This is a genomic window from Streptomyces sp. NBC_01304 (assembly GCF_035975855.1).
Lineage (GTDB): Bacteria > Actinomycetota > Actinomycetes > Streptomycetales > Streptomycetaceae > Streptomyces.
Genome location: NZ_CP109055.1, coordinates 7,579,531 through 7,596,206, shown reverse-complemented (window position 1 = coordinate 7,596,206; position 16,676 = coordinate 7,579,531). Strand labels below are relative to the sequence as shown.

At 66.5% G+C, this 16,676-nt stretch carries 25 protein-coding genes and 1 pseudogene; 21 read left to right on the top strand and 5 right to left on the bottom strand.

Translation table 11 applies throughout. The annotated features are described in order from the left end of the window. Positions 1-11 precede the first annotated feature (11 nt). Positions 12-1,706, bottom strand: coding sequence for a tyrosine-type recombinase/integrase (locus tag OG430_RS33750; protein ID WP_327356437.1), 1,695 nt, complete (start codon positions 1,704-1,706; stop codon positions 12-14). A gap of 213 nt (positions 1,707-1,919) precedes the next feature. Between OG430_RS33750 and OG430_RS33745 the strand changes: the two genes are divergently transcribed. The 3 genes from OG430_RS33745 (at position 1,920) to OG430_RS33735 (ending at position 4,345) form a co-directional block, all read left to right on the top strand. Then, entirely contained in the window at positions 1,920-2,078 is a 159-nt protein-coding gene (locus tag OG430_RS33745) for a DNA-binding protein (protein ID WP_327356436.1), read from the top strand. Positions 2,079-2,384: 306 nt separating this feature from the next. Further along, on the top strand, positions 2,385-3,320 hold the full coding sequence (locus tag OG430_RS33740; protein ID WP_327356435.1) for a recombinase zinc beta ribbon domain-containing protein: 936 nt from the start codon (positions 2,385-2,387) through the stop codon (positions 3,318-3,320). An 89-nt stretch (positions 3,321-3,409) separates the two neighbouring features. Continuing rightward, a complete protein-coding gene (locus OG430_RS33735; RefSeq protein WP_327356434.1) occupies positions 3,410-4,345 on the top strand; it encodes an MBL fold metallo-hydrolase in 936 nt (311 codons plus the stop codon). On the opposite strand, the gene OG430_RS33730 is transcribed toward OG430_RS33735, so the two are convergent. Further along, positions 4,264-5,130, bottom strand: coding sequence for an MmyB family transcriptional regulator (locus OG430_RS33730; protein WP_327356433.1), 867 nt, complete (start codon positions 5,128-5,130; stop codon positions 4,264-4,266). The two genes, OG430_RS33735 and OG430_RS33730, sit on opposite strands and share 82 nt — an antisense overlap. 332 nt (positions 5,131-5,462) lie before the next feature. On the opposite strand from OG430_RS33730, the gene OG430_RS33725 reads away from it, so the two are divergent. From OG430_RS33725 to OG430_RS33695, 7 genes are all read left to right on the top strand, one after another. Continuing rightward, on the top strand, positions 5,463-6,173 hold the full coding sequence (locus OG430_RS33725; protein ID WP_327356432.1) for a beta-ketoacyl-ACP reductase: 711 nt from the start codon (positions 5,463-5,465) through the stop codon (positions 6,171-6,173). Positions 6,174-6,321: 148 nt separating this feature from the next. After that, positions 6,322-6,663, top strand: coding sequence for a hypothetical protein (locus OG430_RS33720; RefSeq protein WP_327356431.1), 342 nt, complete (start codon positions 6,322-6,324; stop codon positions 6,661-6,663). 152 nt (positions 6,664-6,815) lie between these two features. Next, on the top strand, positions 6,816-7,835 hold the full coding sequence (locus OG430_RS33715) for a ParB/RepB/Spo0J family partition protein (protein WP_327356430.1): 1,020 nt from the start codon (positions 6,816-6,818) through the stop codon (positions 7,833-7,835). 115 nt (positions 7,836-7,950) lie between these two features. Continuing rightward, positions 7,951-8,274: a hypothetical protein gene (locus OG430_RS33710; RefSeq protein WP_327356429.1), complete on the top strand. Its 324-nt coding sequence runs from the start codon at positions 7,951-7,953 to the stop codon at positions 8,272-8,274. After that, positions 8,271-8,501, top strand: coding sequence for a hypothetical protein (locus OG430_RS33705; protein WP_327356428.1), 231 nt, complete (start codon positions 8,271-8,273; stop codon positions 8,499-8,501). The genes OG430_RS33710 and OG430_RS33705 overlap by 4 nt, the downstream gene beginning before the upstream one ends. Positions 8,502-8,528: 27 nt before the next feature. Beyond that, entirely contained in the window at positions 8,529-8,771 is a 243-nt protein-coding gene (locus OG430_RS33700) for a hypothetical protein (protein ID WP_327356427.1), read from the top strand. Between the two features lie 70 nt (positions 8,772-8,841). Next, positions 8,842-9,015: a hypothetical protein gene (locus OG430_RS33695; protein WP_327356426.1), complete on the top strand. Its 174-nt coding sequence runs from the start codon at positions 8,842-8,844 to the stop codon at positions 9,013-9,015. Between the two features lie 157 nt (positions 9,016-9,172). Here the strand turns inward: OG430_RS33695 and OG430_RS33690 are convergent, their stop codons facing one another. Next, on the bottom strand, positions 9,173-9,679 hold the full coding sequence (locus tag OG430_RS33690; RefSeq protein ID WP_327356425.1) for a GNAT family N-acetyltransferase: 507 nt from the start codon (positions 9,677-9,679) through the stop codon (positions 9,173-9,175). A gap of 169 nt (positions 9,680-9,848) precedes the next feature. Here OG430_RS33690 and OG430_RS33685 point away from each other — a divergent pair, with 169 nt between their 5' ends. From OG430_RS33685 to OG430_RS33650, 8 genes are all read left to right on the top strand, one after another. Beyond that, on the top strand, positions 9,849-10,091 hold the full coding sequence (locus tag OG430_RS33685; protein WP_327356424.1) for a hypothetical protein: 243 nt from the start codon (positions 9,849-9,851) through the stop codon (positions 10,089-10,091). A 35-nt stretch (positions 10,092-10,126) separates the two neighbouring features. Continuing rightward, complete coding sequence (locus tag OG430_RS33680) at positions 10,127-10,387, top strand: hypothetical protein (RefSeq protein ID WP_327356423.1); 261 nt, start codon at positions 10,127-10,129, stop codon at positions 10,385-10,387. A gap of 18 nt (positions 10,388-10,405) precedes the next feature. Next, positions 10,406-10,594 (top strand): hypothetical protein, encoded by a 189-nt coding sequence (locus OG430_RS33675; protein ID WP_327356422.1) that lies wholly within the window; start codon positions 10,406-10,408, stop codon positions 10,592-10,594. 217 nt (positions 10,595-10,811) lie between these two features. Beyond that, positions 10,812-11,102: a hypothetical protein gene (locus OG430_RS33670; protein WP_327356421.1), complete on the top strand. Its 291-nt coding sequence runs from the start codon at positions 10,812-10,814 to the stop codon at positions 11,100-11,102. Continuing rightward, positions 11,099-11,419 (top strand): VRR-NUC domain-containing protein, encoded by a 321-nt coding sequence (locus OG430_RS33665; RefSeq protein WP_327356420.1) that lies wholly within the window; start codon positions 11,099-11,101, stop codon positions 11,417-11,419. The genes OG430_RS33670 and OG430_RS33665 overlap by 4 nt, the downstream gene beginning before the upstream one ends. Positions 11,420-11,575: 156 nt before the next feature. Beyond that, a complete protein-coding gene (locus OG430_RS33660; RefSeq protein ID WP_327356419.1) occupies positions 11,576-11,803 on the top strand; it encodes a hypothetical protein in 228 nt (75 codons plus the stop codon). Then, positions 11,803-12,069, top strand: a complete 267-nt coding sequence (locus tag OG430_RS33655) for a hypothetical protein (protein ID WP_327356417.1) — start codon at positions 11,803-11,805, stop codon at positions 12,067-12,069. Before OG430_RS33660 ends, OG430_RS33655 begins: the two co-directional genes overlap by 1 nt. Before the next feature lie 10 nt (positions 12,070-12,079). Further along, complete coding sequence (locus OG430_RS33650) at positions 12,080-12,412, top strand: hypothetical protein (RefSeq protein WP_327356416.1); 333 nt, start codon at positions 12,080-12,082, stop codon at positions 12,410-12,412. Positions 12,413-12,427: 15 nt separating this feature from the next. Here OG430_RS33650 and OG430_RS33645 read toward each other — a convergent pair whose 3' ends face one another. Together OG430_RS33645 and OG430_RS33640 are read right to left on the bottom strand one after the other, a co-directional pair. Further along, a complete protein-coding gene (locus OG430_RS33645; RefSeq protein WP_327356415.1) occupies positions 12,428-12,982 on the bottom strand; it encodes a histidine phosphatase family protein in 555 nt (184 codons plus the stop codon). A 374-nt stretch (positions 12,983-13,356) separates the two neighbouring features. After that, the gene (locus OG430_RS33640) at positions 13,357-14,703 is read right to left on the bottom strand and encodes a hypothetical protein (protein ID WP_327356414.1); all 1,347 of its coding nucleotides are present in this window, start codon (positions 14,701-14,703) and stop codon (positions 13,357-13,359) included. Between the two features lie 626 nt (positions 14,704-15,329). Here OG430_RS33640 and OG430_RS33635 point away from each other — a divergent pair. From OG430_RS33635 to OG430_RS33625, 3 genes and pseudogenes are all read left to right on the top strand, one after another. After that, a pseudogene (locus OG430_RS33635) lies at positions 15,330-15,561 on the top strand (HNH endonuclease); the annotation flags it as partial. Further along, on the top strand, positions 15,558-15,857 hold the full coding sequence (locus tag OG430_RS33630) for a hypothetical protein (protein WP_327356413.1): 300 nt from the start codon (positions 15,558-15,560) through the stop codon (positions 15,855-15,857). The pseudogene OG430_RS33635 and the gene OG430_RS33630, both read left to right, overlap by 4 nt. Before the next feature lie 142 nt (positions 15,858-15,999). Then, complete coding sequence (locus OG430_RS33625; protein ID WP_327356412.1) at positions 16,000-16,443, top strand: hypothetical protein; 444 nt, start codon at positions 16,000-16,002, stop codon at positions 16,441-16,443. Positions 16,444-16,676 lie beyond the last annotated feature (233 nt).

The following is a 16,676-nucleotide window of genomic DNA, read 5'->3' as shown; positions in this document are numbered from 1 at the left end:
GGGACAGATTTTCAGGCGGCGTTCTCGGCCTCATCCGGGGGGACAGAAGGCAAGACAAGGTAGAGGTGGCGGCCGTCTTCGCCGCTCTGATCAGGCTCGACGGCCTCGGGCGTCACCTCCTCGATCACCCTCTCCTCCTTGATTGTTGAGCTAGCGGGAGGATCGGCCGCTTCCGCTGTGGACGGCGCCTCTGGATCAGTGGGCTGCTCAACTGCGTTGCGGCGCGGGACGAGGTCGACGGGTGCGTTGGCTGCTGCTTGCTCGAACTGCGGCATCAGTGAGGTGTAGGTGTCGGCGGTGAGCTGGTAGCTGCTGTGGCCGAGCAGGGCCTGGATGGCCTTCATGGACAGGCCGGCGGCGAGGCTGAGGGATGCGGCGCAGTGCCGTAGGTCGTGGAGTCGGATGGGCGGAAGGCCGAGGCGTTTGATGAACCGCTCGAAGGCTTGGGAGACGTTGTTGGGGTGCCAGGGGCTTCCGTCGGCCTGGGTGAAGACTTTCCCGGAGTCGGTGTAGGGGCCGTATTTGTCAGGGTCGTCTCGGTGTTTCTGTTCCCATTCGGCTCGTTGGGCTTTCTGTACGTCGCGCCAGGAGGTGAGTAGGGCGAAGGTCGCGTGGTCGAGGGTGAGGCTGCGTTTGCCTGCGCGGCTCTTGGGGGTGTCTTCCCACACCTCGTAGGCGGAGTTGGTGACCAGTTGCTCGACGATCTTGGCGACGCCGCGGGTCATGTCGACTTCGGTCCAGGGCAGGCCTGTTGCTTCGCCGCGGCGTGGTGCGCGGAAGACCATGAGGTGCCACATGATGTACATGGGGTGGGCGACCGCCGCGTCGAGGAACTCGCCGGTCTGTTCGGGGGTCCACACCATGACGGGGCTGGGCTTCTTGCCGGTGAGCTTCCAGCGGGCGACGCGTTCGTCGGTCCAGATGAGGGCTTCGGGGCGCTCGTACTTGGGGAGGGTGACGTTCTTCGCCCAGTTCTCGGTGATCAGTTTTTCGGTGACTGCGTCGCCGAGGGCTGCGGCGAGGGTGTTCTTGTACTTCTTCTGTGTGGCGGGGCCGGCGTCCTGGCGGGGCTTGGTGCGGGCTTCCTTGAGGGCGGCTTTGGCTGCGTCCCATCGCTGCCGGTAGTGGTGGGGCCGGGGCTTGGGGGCTTGCTTCCATGCGCGGTAGGCGTCGTCGCATTCGGCTTTGGCCTGCTGGGCGGCTAGGCGGTTGGCTTCCTTGACCTTGTTGAACGCCCAGACTTGTTTGAACATCTCCTGGATGTGGCGTTCGCGGAGTTCGCGCATGGTGAGGTGGCCGAGGGCGGGTATGAAGATGCGGTCGATGTAGTCGCGGTAGTCGTCGCGGGTGCCGCGCTTGAGGTCGACGCGCTTGTCCATCCAACGGTTGAGGTAGGCGGCGACGGTTTCCTTGGAGTCGACGTCGATGCCGTCGTGCGCCTCGTCCCAGATCTTTTGTGCTTCTTCCTTGGCCTTCTTGGAGGTGCTGTGGCCTCCTTTGCGGGGGCGGCGGCGTTCTCCTCCGGGGCCGTCGGGGAGGTTGAGGTAGTAGTACCAGGAGCCGTGGTCGCGCTTCGTCAACTGTGGGCATGCGGAGCCGAGTTCGCGGACTTTGGGTTTGCCTTTCGCGTCGAGGACTGGTTGTCCTTGGTCGTCGAGTTTCGGCTCGGTGCACTTGCATCGGCGGTAGATGCTGCCGTCGAACACGCTGGGCCCCCTGGTTTGGGCTGGATCATCCTTACGTGTCCCGATCTTGCTGTAGCGAAGGAGACGCTTCCTTGGGCGCCGTATGCTTCCGGTCAGGTGGCGCGGGGAAGAGGGATGTGACCACCTATGACCTCATCTGCGACTGCCGCCGATGTCCCGGTTCGTGCCCGGCGTGGGATGTCGGTTGAGGAGCTGCGGTCGTTGCCTGCGGCGGTGAGTGTGGCGACGGCGGCGCGGGCGTTCGGGATCGGGACGGACAGGGCGTATGCGTTGATCAAGGCGGAGCAGTTTCCGGCGAAGACGATTCCTGTGGGCGGTACGCGGAAGGTGGCGACGCTGAGCCTGTGGGAGGCGCTGGGCGTGGCTTGGTGAGGTGATGTGCTGCCACCTATGGGCTCGGCTTGCCGTCCTGGCGATGGGGTGGCTGGCCGGGCCTTTTCATGTTTCGTGGGAGCGCATGGGTTGCTCTTGCCTGATGTTGTTCAGGTCTCAACGGTTCCGTGACCCATGCCACATCTGGTCGGGGGTGCGGGCCTCTGACGTGTGTAAACGTGCTCCCATCTGCGCAATCAGGCCTATCGGAGCCTCTGCGCCTCCGAGGTCCAGATATCGTGACCTATTACGGAGCTATGCGGTCGCTAATGGGCAGGCGATCGGCTCGCGATGGGATGGAGACTCATGGCACGGCTGTCTGGCTATCTGAGCCGTCGGGGTGGTCTGCATCCCGAGGAGGCCAGCGCCCTGCGTCAGGCCACCTCGAGACTGTTCAACGGGCAGAACAAGGCAGAGACCTGCCGCTGGGTAAACGCACAGGGGTATCGCACGACGCTCGGTAACGAGTGGACCCCGGAGGTTCTGGTCCGTGTGCTCAGCCATCCCCGCATGGCCGGACTCGACGACGAGGGCAACCCGGTCGAGGACTTCGGCCCCACCGTTTTGACGCCGGACGAGTACTTCCGTCTCCAGGCCCTGTTTGTCGAGCAGAAGAGCCAACAGCCCCAAGCGCGCGAGGCGTTCGACTACCTGCTCACTCATGGCGGGGCCGAGTGCGGCAAGTGCAAGTACGACATGGTGGGGACGCGGGTGAGCGGCGACGCCGACCCGTCCTATCGGTGTCCGCCTCCGCGGGCGGGGCAGGCCTCGTGCGGGCGGGTAAGGATGAATGCCGACCGTTTGGAAGACACGGTCGCCGAGGCGGTTCTCGCTGAGCTGATGCGGCCGGGGGCACAGGAGCATCTGGCCCGGCTGCTGGCTGACATGCGGGCCGAGGCCAAGCGGCTCGAAGAGCACATTGCCGGGGCGGTGCGGCGGTTCGAGGAACTGCGGGGTATGCGGGACGCGCTCGTGCCGGCCGCGTACGCGGCTGCGGAGAAGGCCACGAAGGATGACTTGCGTGAATCCAGGAACCGTCTGCGGTTCCTGGAGCAGATGATCGACCTGCCGATTGACGGCGTCGCGAGCCTGGTGGAGTGGTGGAATTCGGCTCCGCGGGCGTCTCAGCGTGCGCTGGTGCGGCTCGAGATCGCCAAGGTTCGGGTGCTGGCAGCGGGACGCGGCAAGCTCCGCGATCCGAGGGAGCGGGTTCTCATCGACTGGCGCAGGCCGCCTGCCTGACCTCCGTGCACTACCTCCTCTAACGGTTTCCTATGATTTGGGTGCTTTGCGGCGTTTAGCCGTGTTTGCTCAACAGAACAGGAAGATCCGTGGTGTCCTGCCCCGCCCTGAAGCAGTTGTCCGACTCGGCGTGGGCGTGGGTGCATGACCGGCCCGACTGGGGCTACGGCAACAGCGGTGTAGTCGCGAGCGACCACCAAGGGGTGCTGGTCGATACCCAGTTCACGCTCGCCGCCACCCGTGATCTGCTGGATGCCGTAGCGGCAGAGCTCCCGGGCACGACGGTTTCCACGGTGGTGAACTCCCACGCCAATGGGGACCACACGTGGGGCAATCAGCTCCTTCCAGGTGCAGAGATCATCACCTCGGCTTCCTCCGCCCAGCACGCCTGCCATGAGATGGGGCCGGGGCAGCTGACCGCTCTGTGCCGGGCGGGCGGCTCAACTCCGGCGGGTTCATACATAGAAAGGCACTTCGGGCAGTTCAACTTCGCCGGGATCACGGTCACGGGCCCCACCCGGACCTTCGCCGGGCGATTGGAGGTCGAGGTGGGGCACACGCTGGCCGAGTTGATCGACCTGGGGGCGGGGCACAGTGCCGGGGATGTTGCGGTGCACATCCCCGAGGACGGGGTCGTCTTCGCCGGGGATGCCCTCTTCAACGGATCACACATGGTGGTGTGGTCACAGTCGCTGTCCGCGTGCGTAATGGCGTGCGAGCAGCTCCTTGCGACCGGCGCGGACACTTTCGTTCCGGGGCACGGCCCTGTGATCGGACGCAGCGGTGTCGCCGACATCAGGGACCGCCTCGCTGCGGTGGCGGAGGCGGCCGATCGTCACGCCCAGGCAGGGGTGCCGCTGGCCGATGCGGCCCGCCTGGTCATGGCGGATCACGCTGGCAACTGGGCGCATCCGGAGCGGCTGTTCACGCAGACCGCGGCCGCTTATGCGGAGGCCGGGGTGCCTGGGTTGCCGTCGGGCACGCTGGCCCTGGTGGAGGGCATGGCCGTGTTGGCGAGCGCATAGTCGCCGGCGGGCATGACGACCATGAGCTTGGTCTCGTTGCGCATGCGGGCGAGGGTGATGAACTCGACCTCGAACACCCCGTCACGGTGGGGAAGGTGCAGGCGCCTGATGTCACCGTCAGGGTGCGTGATGGCGGTGTGGTCCTCTTCGAGGATCTTCCGCGCAGTCTCGTCGCGTTCCTTGATTTCGTCGATGACGTCGGCCAGGCGCTGATTGTCCGGGTTGGCCTTGGCCGCGAGCCGCAGTTGGGATGCCATGGGCTTGGCCCACACTTCCTCCCAGTCGAGGAGCTGCAAGCGGGCTTCGGGGTAGGTGAGGGCCCAGATCATGACGTTGATGCCGTGGTGCATGAACGGAAAGTCCCGGCCAGCCTTTTCGTTGAAGACGCGGATGTCCCAGTCGAGGCCGAAGGTGTAGGCGGGCCACTGCTGTGCGTGGACGAGGTCGGTGATCGATGGGTCGAGGCGGCTGGCGTCCGGGCGTTGCAGGGGGGCGGGTTCGTGGCCGGTGGCGAAGAAGAAGAGGTGGGTGCGTTCGGCGTCGTTGAGGCCGAGTATGCGGGCGACGCGTTCGAGGAAGTCGTCGCTGTAGTTCTCTTCGACGCCGTTCTCCAGCTTGCGGTACCAGCCTTCGGAGACGCCGGTGAGCAGGGCTATATCGGCTTGGGTGAGGCACTTTCGGTGGCGTTGCCCGTACCGCTCGGTGAAGCCGGGTACGGCTTTGGCTTCTCGCCGCGTGCGCCAGGTGCGGAGCATGCGGGTGATCGGCGGCAGGGCAGTGGGCATGGTCTTTTGTCCCCCATTTGGTAACAAGCTCGAAAAGATTAACGAGACCTTAACGCACTTTTTGCCCTTGACTGACTTCACGGGCCATCGCCGGCCACTCATCCATATATGGACAAACAGGCAGATAGGCGACCTCGGTGGGTTGCTTCCGACAGTGCCAGTACCGGCAGTACCGCTACCGGCAGTGACAGGTCCGACCTAAGTAACCAAAAACCGGGCAAGGTGTCCGGCACGCAGGGCACCCCCTGCCGCCCGCCCCTCAGATACCGCTCCCGACCGGATGCGCCTGGGGGCGGCTTCACGTCAGCGTCGACCTGGAAGGTGACCCCCCTATGGGCCGCAGCGTCTTCATCACCGGAGGCAACCGAGGTATCGGTTTCGCGATAGCCAAAGCGATGGCCGAGAGCGGAGACCGGGTTGCGGTCACCTACCGCTCCGGCGAACCTCCGGCCGGCCACGGGCTGCTTGCGGTGCAGTGCGACATCACCGACCCGGAGCAGGTCGAATTGGCTTTCAAGCAGGTCGAGGCCGAACACGGGCCGGTCGAGGTCCTGGTGGCGAATGCGGGCATCACGCGGGACTCCCTGCTGCTGCGCATGACGGAGGATGACTTCACCTCGGTCGTCGACACGAACCTGACCGCCGCATACCGGGTCGCCAAGCGCGCCAGCCGCGGCATGCTGCGCGCCCGCTCCGGGCGCCTGATCTTCATCTCCTCCGCCGTCGCGATGCTCGGCGAGGCAGGCCAGTCCAACTACGCGGCCTCCAAGGCCGGGTTGATCGGATTCTCCCGGTCCCTCGCCCGCGAGCTCGGCTCGCGCGGCATCACCTCCAACGTCGTCGCACCGGGCCTCACCTCTACCGACATGATCGCGGCCCTGCCCGAGGAGCGGATCAAGGCCCTGCTGGCACAGATTCCGCTCGGTACCACGGCACGGCCCGAGGACATTGCCGCAGCTGTGCGCTTCCTGGCCAGCGAGGACGCCTCGTACATCACCGGCGCGGTGCTGCCCGTCGACGGCGGCGTGAGCATGGGGCACTGAGCCTGCCGCCCCATCCACCCGGAAGGTAAGCCGCCCGATGCGGCTGCGGGGGCCGGGCCTTGGGGCCGGCGGCTGCCCCTCACGCGAGGGGCAGCCGCCACAGCGGGAGCCGGACACGGGGTCGGCCCCGCCATTGCAAGGGGGCGAAGTGATTGACGCGCAGCGCATCGCGGCGCTCGTGAAGCTGCCCAGCCCGAAAGGGCCGGGCAGAAGCCATAACAACAGCACGAAGATCGTCCGCGTGCTCAGCGGTCTGCACCGCGAGCCGGACCGGGCCGCACAGCCCATCTCGTGGAGCAGTGGACTGTGCGCCCTACAGCCACTGGAGGCGGGGGAAAACGGGGAGCCGATGGCAGCCGAGACTGCAGCGCGCGCGTGCAGCATCTGCCCGATCCGCCAGGACTGCTACGGCGCCGTCGCGGCAAGCGCACCTGCCGAGGTCCAGAGGTGGCGTGCGCATGCATTCGGCGGCCACGCGCCCGCACGGTAGGGACAGATCCGCCTGTAGGCATCGGGAGTTGCCCGGTGCCTACAGGCACTTCCGCAGGCCAGGACTGCGAGTTGGGCGTGATCGAGGTCACTTCCGGGGGGGTTTGCCGGGGTTGGACACCCCCCTCGAAAAGAGTAGAATTCTATTACAAGGTGAGGGCAGGGAAACTCACCACCTATCTACTTGGAGCCACCGTGCAGCGCGTCCTCAAGATGAGCCAGATCCACCGCAACCCGCGCCAGCCGCGCGAGTACTTCAACGAGGACGCGCTCAACGAACTCGCCACGTCCATCGACAACTACGGGCTCATGCAGGCCATCGAGGTCCGCCCCGACAACGAGCAGGGCGGCTACGAGATCGTCGCCGGTGAACGCCGCTGGCGCGCCCACCAGATCCTCGGCCGCACCAAGATCCGCGCCAACATCACCTCAGAGAAGAACGAACTCCAGCGGTTCAAGCGGTCCATGTCCGAGAACGTCACTCGCGAGGACATGACCCCGTTCGAGGAGGCCCACGGCTACCAGCGCATCCTCGACGAGGAAGAGGGAGCGACCATCGAGTCGGTAGCCGCCGACTTCGCCAAGACCACCACCTACGTCAAGCTGCGCCTCGCCCTGCTCGACCTGCGCCTTGAGGTACAGCAGCTCGTTCAGGACGGGAAGATCGGCACGCAGGCGGCCGTGCAGATCGCCGCCCTCAACCTCGCCAACCAGGGCTCCGTCCTCAGCAAGTTCGTGCGCGGCGAGTTCAGCGGCGACAACGAGATCGTGCACTTCGCCTACGCGATGAAGCAGCAGCAGGACCAGGCCGTCCTCATGGTCGTCGAGGCGATGACCGAGGAGCAGCGCACCGAGCGCGCGGCCGCACAGAAGAAGACCCGCACGACGCTCGACAAGATCGAGCAGGTCCGTGAACTCCTCGACGAGATCGCCCGCACCGAACCGCTCAAGCTCGCCGAAAGCCTCGAAACGCAGGTCGGGGCACGCCTGGAGCAGCTCGACCGGGTCGCCGAGTCCCTGACCAAGGCACGGTTCCAGCTCAAGCAGGCCAAGGCGCACGCCGAAGCCCGCCAGATGGTCACCGTCAACCCGGAAGCCGAGGCGGAGAACGCCGAGGAGGCAGGCGGCGCCGAGGATGCGTGCGACACCGGGCGCGAGCCGGTCGCAGTCTGACCACCACAGGCTCCGGGGGGGGCGGGCAGCCGTGCCCGCACCCCGGCTGGCACAGCCGCAACCGCCGTGCCGCCCTCCTTCCGCATCCCGCTACTGCACAGGAGTCAGGTTCCTCATGCGCTACAGCGCGCCCCTCACCCCCGACCATGCTGACCAGCTCGGCAAAGACGTCGGCATGATCGTCGCCTTCGCCGCCAAGGCCCTGAGCCACACGCACGGCATAGACATCGATCGCCTCATCCAGAGCTTCACGTCCTCCAACGTCCTGGAGGTCACCGCGGCCCGCTACCTGAAGGCCCTTGAGGAGGGCCATACAGCCGCAGAGGCCGCAGGCCGGGCCGGTACCGCACTCGTGCGCGACTGGGCGGACGCCGTCCTGGAAACCCGCGACCGCCTCAACGAACAGACAACAGGCCGGGGCAAGAAGGCCGCCAAGTGAGCTCCGATACTTCGGCCGGCCGCGACTGGACGGCCATGCAGCACGCCGAGTTCGACCATGACGCACCCCTCGAACTGCCGGTCCCCACCGGCCCGGTACGCATCCCGGCCACCCCGGACCAGACCGGCACCCAAGCTCTCTTCGGCGAACCCGTACGGACACCGGCTGTCCGAGGCTCACGGCCTCACTCCCCCGCCGCCACAGACGGCCAGGACCAGCTCTTCTGACCACCCCACCCCGCCTGGAGAACCCTCATGTACGTGGTCACCATCGACACCGAGCACGGCGTCGTAGCCGCGCCACGCTCCGAAGCCGACCGCGACGAGGCAACCGAAGCCTCCCTGCTCGCGCACGGATTCGGCTGGAACAACCACATCGAGGCGTACGTCCACCAGTCGGCCACCGGCCGCGAGACGGCCATCCACACGTACGCCCTGCTCTCAGAGCTGCGCCACGCAGTCATCACAGCCTTCGGCCCTGGCGGCCGCCAGCCGTGAACACCCCTACCGCCACAGCCGGGGGACCGACGACTCCGTACGCCCGCCAACGAAAGCTAGGAGTTCGCATATGACGAATCAGGCCGAGGGCACCACCGAGCTGCAGGGCACCGACGTGGTGAGGGCATCAATCGAGATCACCCTGGCCTGCGGAACAACTGCCAGGTGGACTGCGCACACCGATGATCCTCGGATCGCGGATGTCGAAAGCATCCTCGGACCGCCGGACACGCTCAGAGCTTGAAGCCGGCACCGAAACGCGTACGTGACGTAAGTCCTCCGACAACGGGGGAAACAACCTCGCACAAGGGCGGATCCGCACCCTGTCACCTGGACAGCACCGTCACCAGCATCGAACCGGGTCACGACGCCTTGCCCGGCACGCAACCCGGACCTCACCGTCAGGCCGGGGCGAGTAGAAGCGCCATGTAGTACTCACTGACCGGCTTGCCATCGACCGTGAGCACGTCCCTGCGCAGTCCTTCGATCTGGTAGCCGCACGTCAAGTACAGGTTGAGAGCACGGCGGTTGTGCTCCATGACAGTCAGTTCCAGTCGGCGCAGCCCCCGGATCAGGGCTTGCTCGCGGGCGGCGACAAGCAGGGCCCGCCCGATTCCTTGGCCCGCATGCGTGGCAGCAACGCCGATGACCACATGCCCTGTTGCGCGGGCGCGGGCGTACGGAGCGGTCCCAACGTCTACGTAGCCAGCCGCCGCGCCGTTGCTGAACGCGATCAGCGTGTAGGACGGGTTCGCAGCATCGGACAGCCGCGTGCGAAGCCGCTCGGCATCGAGCTCGCGCTCGCCTGACTCCAGGAGCATGAACTGCGACTCCTGGTCCAAGGTGAGCTGTAGTTGGTGCAGGGCTTGAGCGTCGTGTGGTCCCGCGAGCCGGATATCGGTGTCCATGGCTGGGCATCATGGCTGCCGGTCGATTGCCGCGCCAGGTTGGCGCCGCTCTCGGCAAGTCGGCTGTGATCGAGGCCACTTCGGGGAGCTGGACACCCCCCAAATGAAGAGTAGAATTGGACTATAAGGCGAAGGGGGGGCCTCCCACCATCGACCAGGAAGGACCAGCATGCTCGCCACTCCGACCGTCGCGGACGCTTACGAAATCCTCGGCGTCACCGCCCCCGAGTGCGACGAGTGCGAAGGATCAGCCGTCGTGACGTACTACCACGGCCCGTACGAGCGGCAACGGGAATGCGGCCACTGCCACGGCACAGGCCGCCGCCTCCCCTGCCCACACTGCACCGACGGCACCCAGCCGGGATCAGGTGAGACCTGCTCGACCTGCGACGGGTTCGCCTCGCTCTGCTGACTCAAAATAGGTCGCAACCAATAGGAAGCCTTTTCATGAACCTCGGAGATGCCCTCGCCCACGAGGCACTCACCACCGGCACCCGCGTCACACCATCCGCAGCCCCACCAGGAGTGACCCGCCTGGCCATCACACTGCCCGAAGGCGGCATCCAGCACTTCGAACGCCCCACCTCCGGCACCCCCATGGACTGGCGTGCCACCGACTTCGAGGACACCGGCGCAGGCTGCTCATTCGATGAACCCCTGACCGCCGAATGGGGCCACGCACTCGACACCCTCGCGCACACCAACTGACCAGCAAGGAGCCCGCTCATGAGCCTCGCCATGCGTACCGCCGTCACCCCCGTCAAGTCCGCCCCCACCGGGGGGCTCCGAGTATGCGGGCACGTGGTCAACCACGCCCACGACCCGATCACCGGCGAGGAGCTCAACATGGTCCAGTGGGACGGCGCACCGAAGCCCCTCGCCTACCACGACGACGAACTCGCCATCACCGACTGAGCAAAACCCACCCGAAATAGGTCACGATAGAAACTCGTGCTAGGTTCGTGATCGTTGTCGAGCCCAGGCACGGCCCGACCACCCACCCGACTTCTGGACGGGCAGCGACCCCCCGCGCCCCGCCCGCCCAGAACGGCCCGTCAGATACGGGCCACCCCTCCGGCCGGGACCCGCAACCCCCATGCGGGTCCCGGCCCACCCACGGAGAACCCCGAACATGCCTGCCACGAACACCCGACACGACGAGGCCCTACGCAAAGACGTCGACGAAGCCGTGCACCGGGCCCTCATCGTCGAGCAGTACGGCCGCCCCCTCGAGGCGATCCTCCAGGAGACGACCCGCCAGCCACTGCGGGAACTCCTCAAGGAACAGCACCGGCGCCCCAACCTGCCGGACCCTTCGACCCTCCTCCGCATTCCGGGCAATCCCGATCCGGACGCTGCCGCACACCGCGCCGCACTCGAAGAGGCCATAGCCCCACGGCCACACCGGACGGCTGCCGCGTGACCGAGGAACAGTTCCGCCGGCACGTCCGCAACATCGCCGCACTCCGCGGCTGGACACTCGCCTACCACACGCACAACTCACAGCGCAGCGACGCCGGATGGCCCGACGAGGTCTACGGACACCCCAAGACCAGGCGCACGATCTTCGCCGAGTTCAAGTCGGACACCGGCCGCCTGCGCCCGGCCCAGCGCGACTGGCTCACACACCTGGCGGCGTGCGGCTTCGAGGCCGCTCTGTGGCGCCCCAAGGACCTCGACCACATAGTGACCGTCCTCGCCCCCAACGGGCCCCGCGCCCAACTCCCCGACAACCTCTGAAAAGGTGACCTGTCCTGTGATCGACCGCACCAAGCGACACTCTCAAGTACCGCCCACCCCTGGCGCCATGTGGTGCAACTCCTGCGACAGCTGGTTCAACACCATCACCAACACCTGCCGCTGCAACAACCGCTGACCTCATCAAGGACAACGCTCATGACGCACTCTGACCGCACCCTCAACTCGCCGCACCACACCCTCGATGCAGCGGCACACGGTCAGAGCGCGCCCACGGGCACGCCCTTCAATGCCGAGCAGGCACTGGAAGAGATCGCCCGCCTCGCCGACATGCTCTGTGAGCACCTGGCAGACGACCACTTCGCCATCGCCTCCAAGATCCGCCATCTCGCTGAGACCACCCGCATGAGCCCGGGAGACTCCTGATGCACGCCCGCTTCGAACCCCTGCCCGTCACCCGCGTCAACCAGGACGCGTACGACACCGCCGCAGCCCTCCGCGAGCACCTTGGCAAGTGGGCACACATAGCCAACGTCGGCAACCGGAACCGGGCCACCAACCTCAGCTACCGCATCCGCACCGGCAGGCACGCAGCATTCCGCCCGGGCGGTGCCTTCGAAGCCCAAGCCCGCACGGCAGAGGACGGCACAGCCGACGTCTACGCCCGCTACATCGGCGACCACCACCAGTAACCCCCCGAAAGTGATCAACGTGAATCCCCTCGCTCCCCTGCCGCCCCGAAAGTGCCCAGAACTTGGCGTCGTCCTGGCAACCGCTGCCCGGAACCTGCACAAGGGCGAAGACGTCTTCGATGTCGTACTCAGTACGGCTGTTCACGCCTGGATGGCGGGCCACATAGAAGGTGAGGACGGCTGCTGGGGCTGCGACGCACGCACCGACCACAGCCAAGACTGGGAAGCCCGCCAAAACGAGATCCGCACCTCAGCCCCAGCCGCCCTGTCGTTCCTCAAGCCGGAAACATGGCACGCAGCCACCCTCCACGGCCTTCCAGACGGCGCCATCCCGCAGCCGTAGGCAGCCCTCGGCGCCCTATCGAAGGTGTGCCTGCGAAGCGATGTCGACAACGGCCACGCCGTCGAGCGTGGTGATCGCGCACGAGGGGACTCCGTTGTGCAGCAGACTGTCCGGCAGCACCTCGTCCCCGACGAGGGTGCGAAGCAGATCCACCGTGACCCCTCCATGCGTCACCACAGCAACCGGCCCCCGCTCGACCGCCAGGTCGGTCAAGCACCCGAGTAAACGCGCGCCAGCATGCCGCGAGGAGTCTCCGGAGCGGGGAACATGATCCCGATCCCGGACCGTTGCCGCCCAGTCAGCAAGAAACGCTCCCACGGGCTGGTCATCGGACCAGTTCATCCGCTCGCGCAACCGGGCATCCTCCTGAACATCAAGTCCCGACGCCACCGCGATGAACTGCGCCGTCTCCCGCGCCCGCCGCAGCGGGCTGCTGAACACGGCACCAACCCTCATGTCCTGTAGCCACCTCGCCGTCCAAGTGGCTTGTCGCCGGCCCAGAGCAGTGAGGCCGGGATCCCCGAGTTGGTGTTCCTTCTCCGCATGCTGCACCAGATAGAAGATGGTCACAGTGGAGCGTGGCGTACGGCGCGCAGCCGCCGCCACTGGAATATCGGCAGCCCAACTGTGCGTCAGCCAAGGGGCGCCGATACGAAGTCTCACGAACCGAACGGGCCCCGCTCGAGGACCAGGCTACGGACCTCGGGTGATACCCACGGACGCTTCCGGAGCAGGCGGCCCCCGGAGGAGAACCATGACCGGGCAGGCCGCTCCGTCCCTTTCCCGCTCCATTCAAGCCCCCGGTTCGGTCCACTGCCCGCAAACGGGAGTCACGCTTCCTGCATGAGAAGCCGCCACAACCTCCATGACGTGGGCCGGGCGGTGTAAATGCCATCGAAAGCAAGGGCGGCGTCCCACGGCGCGAGCCCGGCCGCGCTACGCGATCAGAGGCGGTGCAGTGGAGCCGTGCTGTCGACCCAGTGCCAATTCACCGGCTGCCACTGCCTTTTGAGGGCAGTGCGCTCCCTGGCGTAGGAGCGCAGCGCATCCTCCACCGCCTGGCCGAGGTCACCGAGAGCATCAGGACACGCGATACGGAGCAGCAGGTGCTGCGTGCGGTGAACGAGGATCAGCTCGCCCGCGGGGGTGCAGTCCACGAGCGTGAAGTGCTTAAGCAACTTGTACCGCTTGTCTTCCAGGTCCAGGCGTTGGGCTCGGATTCCGGTGGCCGTCCAGGCGAACAGCCCGTACCGGTTGAGGTGGTAGATCCGCTCGCGTACCGGGTCGGCGGCAATCTCGAAGCAGAAGCCAGTGAAGGGGCTGTCGCGGTGCAAGTGCATGCCTCCGAGTTGGCCGACGAACTCGCCCTCATCGCTGACCAGGACGAAGGCGAACCGCTGGCCGCGACTGCCGCCCCGATAGATGTGCCCATAGACGGGGACGACGAACAAATCCTCACGCACCACCGCGGGCCGGCCGAGCCGGGCATCGTCCCAATCCCACTGCCGCGCAGTCTGCTCAAGCTCCGTGAGGTGCTCGGTCAGCGAGGGCCGCGGCCGATGATCCATGCCGACAGGCTTCCCATTGAACAGAACGCCCGGCCGCAGGTCGGCCTGGGTGTGCTTGACGGGTTCCGCCTCCATGGATGCCAGGGCCCGCAGCGATGGCTTCGAGGTCGGGGTAAGGGATTGGTCGGTGATCGCCACGATGTTGTCGAGCAGGTTGCCGTAGTTGTAGAGCCCGTACTCGCCGGTCGTGCACAGCAGCCGTCCGGCGGGGGTCGTGCTGATCCAGGAGGCGAACGGGTCACGCGGGCCGTCCTCGTGGCGGCGGCTGGGCATGTCGTGGTGCGCGGTCACCGCCGTGAGGTCTGCGGTGACCAGATGGGTCTGGTCACCCGGTCCGGTGGCCGCCAGTGTCCCGTCGGGCAGGACGCAGAGTCCCTTGGCCCACCACAGGCCCCGGCCCAGCCCTGTTGTGGGGCCACCGAACGTCGTGTCCTGGGGCAGGAACTCGTGCTGCCCGGAGACCGCAGTGGCCAGCAGGGTGCCGTCCGGGGCGTACTTGTTCACCAGCGAGTAGCCGAAGTCCGCCTTCGCCGGGTCGGCTTCGTCCTCGGCCGTGCCGTAGGTGTGGCGGTAGACGTTGGAGAGGGCGTAGATCTCGCCGGAGGGCGCGGTGGCGACGTCGTTGACGTTCATGCCCCAGCCGCTGGTGGGCTTGCGGCCCAGATCGACAGCGTGATGGTCGATGAGCGCGGACGGCAGCGGCACAGGTATGGCGTGAGTCATCACGCCATTCTCACCGGCCCCACTGACAACACACGTCCGCTGCTGTCCCTCACGCACCCTGCCATCGCAGTAGACGATGGGCGGGATGTGTTCGCGAAGCCCCCCAACGACTGGCAGGCGGTAAAGGCATGGTCGAGTTCTCTGCTTGTCCACCCCAAGCCCTCGCTGCAGCCGAAGCAGCTTGCGGCGGCCGTGCCGACCTGAAGGAGATCACTGACCGGCGAGGCTCCGCCGTGTGGAAGGCGACCGGCCCGACCGGCACGGTAGCGGTGAAGATCGGCTACGGCGAAGGACAAGCCGTCACCACACGGGAAGCCACGACACTCGAGGCCCTCGACCTGCCTGAGTACGAGGTCACATCCGGCAACTACGAGGGCGATTCGTGGCTCGTCACCCCATGGTTCAACGGGCCGTCAACATGGGAGGTCTTCACACCCGTGCGCAAGCACACGGAGGGCCAGGCGCAGGCCGTCGCCGCGGCTATCGAACTGTGCCAGGCTGTGGCCATCCTCCACGCCCGAGGATGGGTTCATACCGATCTCCAGCCCTCCCACAGCATCCACCCCCCACGCGGCGTCCGGCTGATCGACTTCGCATGGTCCTGGCAGATGGGACAAGCACCCGACCGGCGCAAGGCCTTCGCCAACGACCTGACCCACCCACAGCTGCTCGCCGTGTCCGCAGCCTTCTAACCGCTCCAAAGGCGATCAAGGCCCGGATGAATGGCAGCCGCCAGCCAAGGCGTACTGGTGCACGTACGGGCGGTCCTGGGTCTCGGTGAAGTCGACATACGAGCTGTCGGTCACCGACGCCGAGAAGGACATGCTCACCGAGATGCTGGAAACCTGCAGCGCATGAGTGACGACAACCAGACCGGTCACGAAGGGCAGCCGCAGCAGCTGGTGGACGAGGTGATCGCCGGGCGCGGCGGAGCGATGACCGACGAGGTCGGCGTCATCACCGGCGATCTCACTGTCGCCACCAGCCTGCGGCCCGACGGACGCGCGGACATCGCCATCCAGTACACCGGCGCCGAGGAGTGGTACACGCTAACCGGCAGCCCCGAACCAGTGCCGTCCGGAACCCTAGCCGCGCTGCATGACGACGCCCTGACGCGTGTGCGGCGTGGTGGAGGTTCGCAGGCCCCATGTTGAGCCCCCTTCCGGCCCGACCCCAGTCATCAACAGCAGTGTCTACCGTGGAGTTCGGCAGTGTGAGGGGCGTAGGTCCAGACCGGCTATCGACTCCGGCGGCCCTGTTGATGCCTCGGGAGAAGTGCCGCCGTAGTGTTCCGGCATGAGTGATCTGTTCGAGCTGCAACTGTCGTTGGACCTTCCCAAGTCTCTACCGCAAGACGATCTGAACTTCCTGCGGTGGCACCTGGGACAAGTCCCCGGCGAGGCCACAGCGGGCCTCGATTCGGAGGCGTACGGGCTGCTGTGCATACGAGAACCCGCATCGCGGATCGGCGGGCTGCTTCTCGCAGAGCTGTCGCGTGGACCGAGGGGTTGGGCACTGACCGCGCGCCAGGAGATACACCCCGACCAGTTCGATGCCCTGCAAACGTTGCTGGAGTGGCTGGCCACACACACCACCACTGCCGGCGCCGTCGGCTCACTACGCTTCCTTGAGGAGTTCGTTGCCGACGCCCTGGTCGTCGAGTCAGGAGTCATCCGCCGCTGGTCAGCTAGAAAACCTGCCGCCGCCGAGGCGGATCTGCTGCCCGGCGCGGAAATGTGAGCGGGACGGGTCGACACGTCCCAGCGTGAGGGCTCAGGACCTCAATCAACCTTGAGGCTCAAGTGGCTTACCGCCAGGCTCTCCCACCAGCCGCTCACATACGCCAACCGAACCCGTTCCACGCGGCTCAGCAGATGGACCTCGACCACCCGCAGTATCGACGCACCGCGCTACCCGAAGACCAGCAAGCAGAAGCTGTCGGAGACCTTTCAGGGGACGACGACAGCGATACC

Excerpts from the sequence above, each read along its gene's own strand:
- OG430_RS33740 (WP_327356435.1), top strand. The coding sequence starts at position 2,385 with ATGGCACGGCTGTCTGGCTATCTGAGCCGTCGGGGTGGTCTGCATCCC.
- OG430_RS33730 (WP_327356433.1), bottom strand. The coding sequence starts at position 5,130 with ATGCCCACTGCCCTGCCGCCGATCACCCGCATGCTCCGCACCTGGCGC.
- OG430_RS33725 (WP_327356432.1), top strand. The coding sequence starts at position 5,463 with ATGGGCCGCAGCGTCTTCATCACCGGAGGCAACCGAGGTATCGGTTTC.
- OG430_RS33710 (WP_327356429.1), top strand. The coding sequence starts at position 7,951 with ATGCGCTACAGCGCGCCCCTCACCCCCGACCATGCTGACCAGCTCGGC.
- OG430_RS33700 (WP_327356427.1), top strand. The coding sequence starts at position 8,529 with ATGTACGTGGTCACCATCGACACCGAGCACGGCGTCGTAGCCGCGCCA.
- OG430_RS33695 (WP_327356426.1), top strand. The coding sequence starts at position 8,842 with ATGACGAATCAGGCCGAGGGCACCACCGAGCTGCAGGGCACCGACGTG.
- OG430_RS33690 (WP_327356425.1), bottom strand. The coding sequence starts at position 9,679 with ATGGACACCGATATCCGGCTCGCGGGACCACACGACGCTCAAGCCCTG.
- OG430_RS33685 (WP_327356424.1), top strand. The coding sequence starts at position 9,849 with ATGCTCGCCACTCCGACCGTCGCGGACGCTTACGAAATCCTCGGCGTC.
- OG430_RS33680 (WP_327356423.1), top strand. The coding sequence starts at position 10,127 with ATGAACCTCGGAGATGCCCTCGCCCACGAGGCACTCACCACCGGCACC.
- OG430_RS33675 (WP_327356422.1), top strand. The coding sequence starts at position 10,406 with ATGAGCCTCGCCATGCGTACCGCCGTCACCCCCGTCAAGTCCGCCCCC.
- OG430_RS33670 (WP_327356421.1), top strand. The coding sequence starts at position 10,812 with ATGCCTGCCACGAACACCCGACACGACGAGGCCCTACGCAAAGACGTC.
- OG430_RS33660 (WP_327356419.1), top strand. The coding sequence starts at position 11,576 with ATGACGCACTCTGACCGCACCCTCAACTCGCCGCACCACACCCTCGAT.
- OG430_RS33655 (WP_327356417.1), top strand. The coding sequence starts at position 11,803 with ATGCACGCCCGCTTCGAACCCCTGCCCGTCACCCGCGTCAACCAGGAC.
- OG430_RS33640 (WP_327356414.1), bottom strand. The coding sequence starts at position 14,703 with ATGACTCACGCCATACCTGTGCCGCTGCCGTCCGCGCTCATCGACCAT.
- OG430_RS33630 (WP_327356413.1), top strand. The coding sequence starts at position 15,558 with ATGAGTGACGACAACCAGACCGGTCACGAAGGGCAGCCGCAGCAGCTG.
- OG430_RS33625 (WP_327356412.1), top strand. The coding sequence starts at position 16,000 with ATGAGTGATCTGTTCGAGCTGCAACTGTCGTTGGACCTTCCCAAGTCT.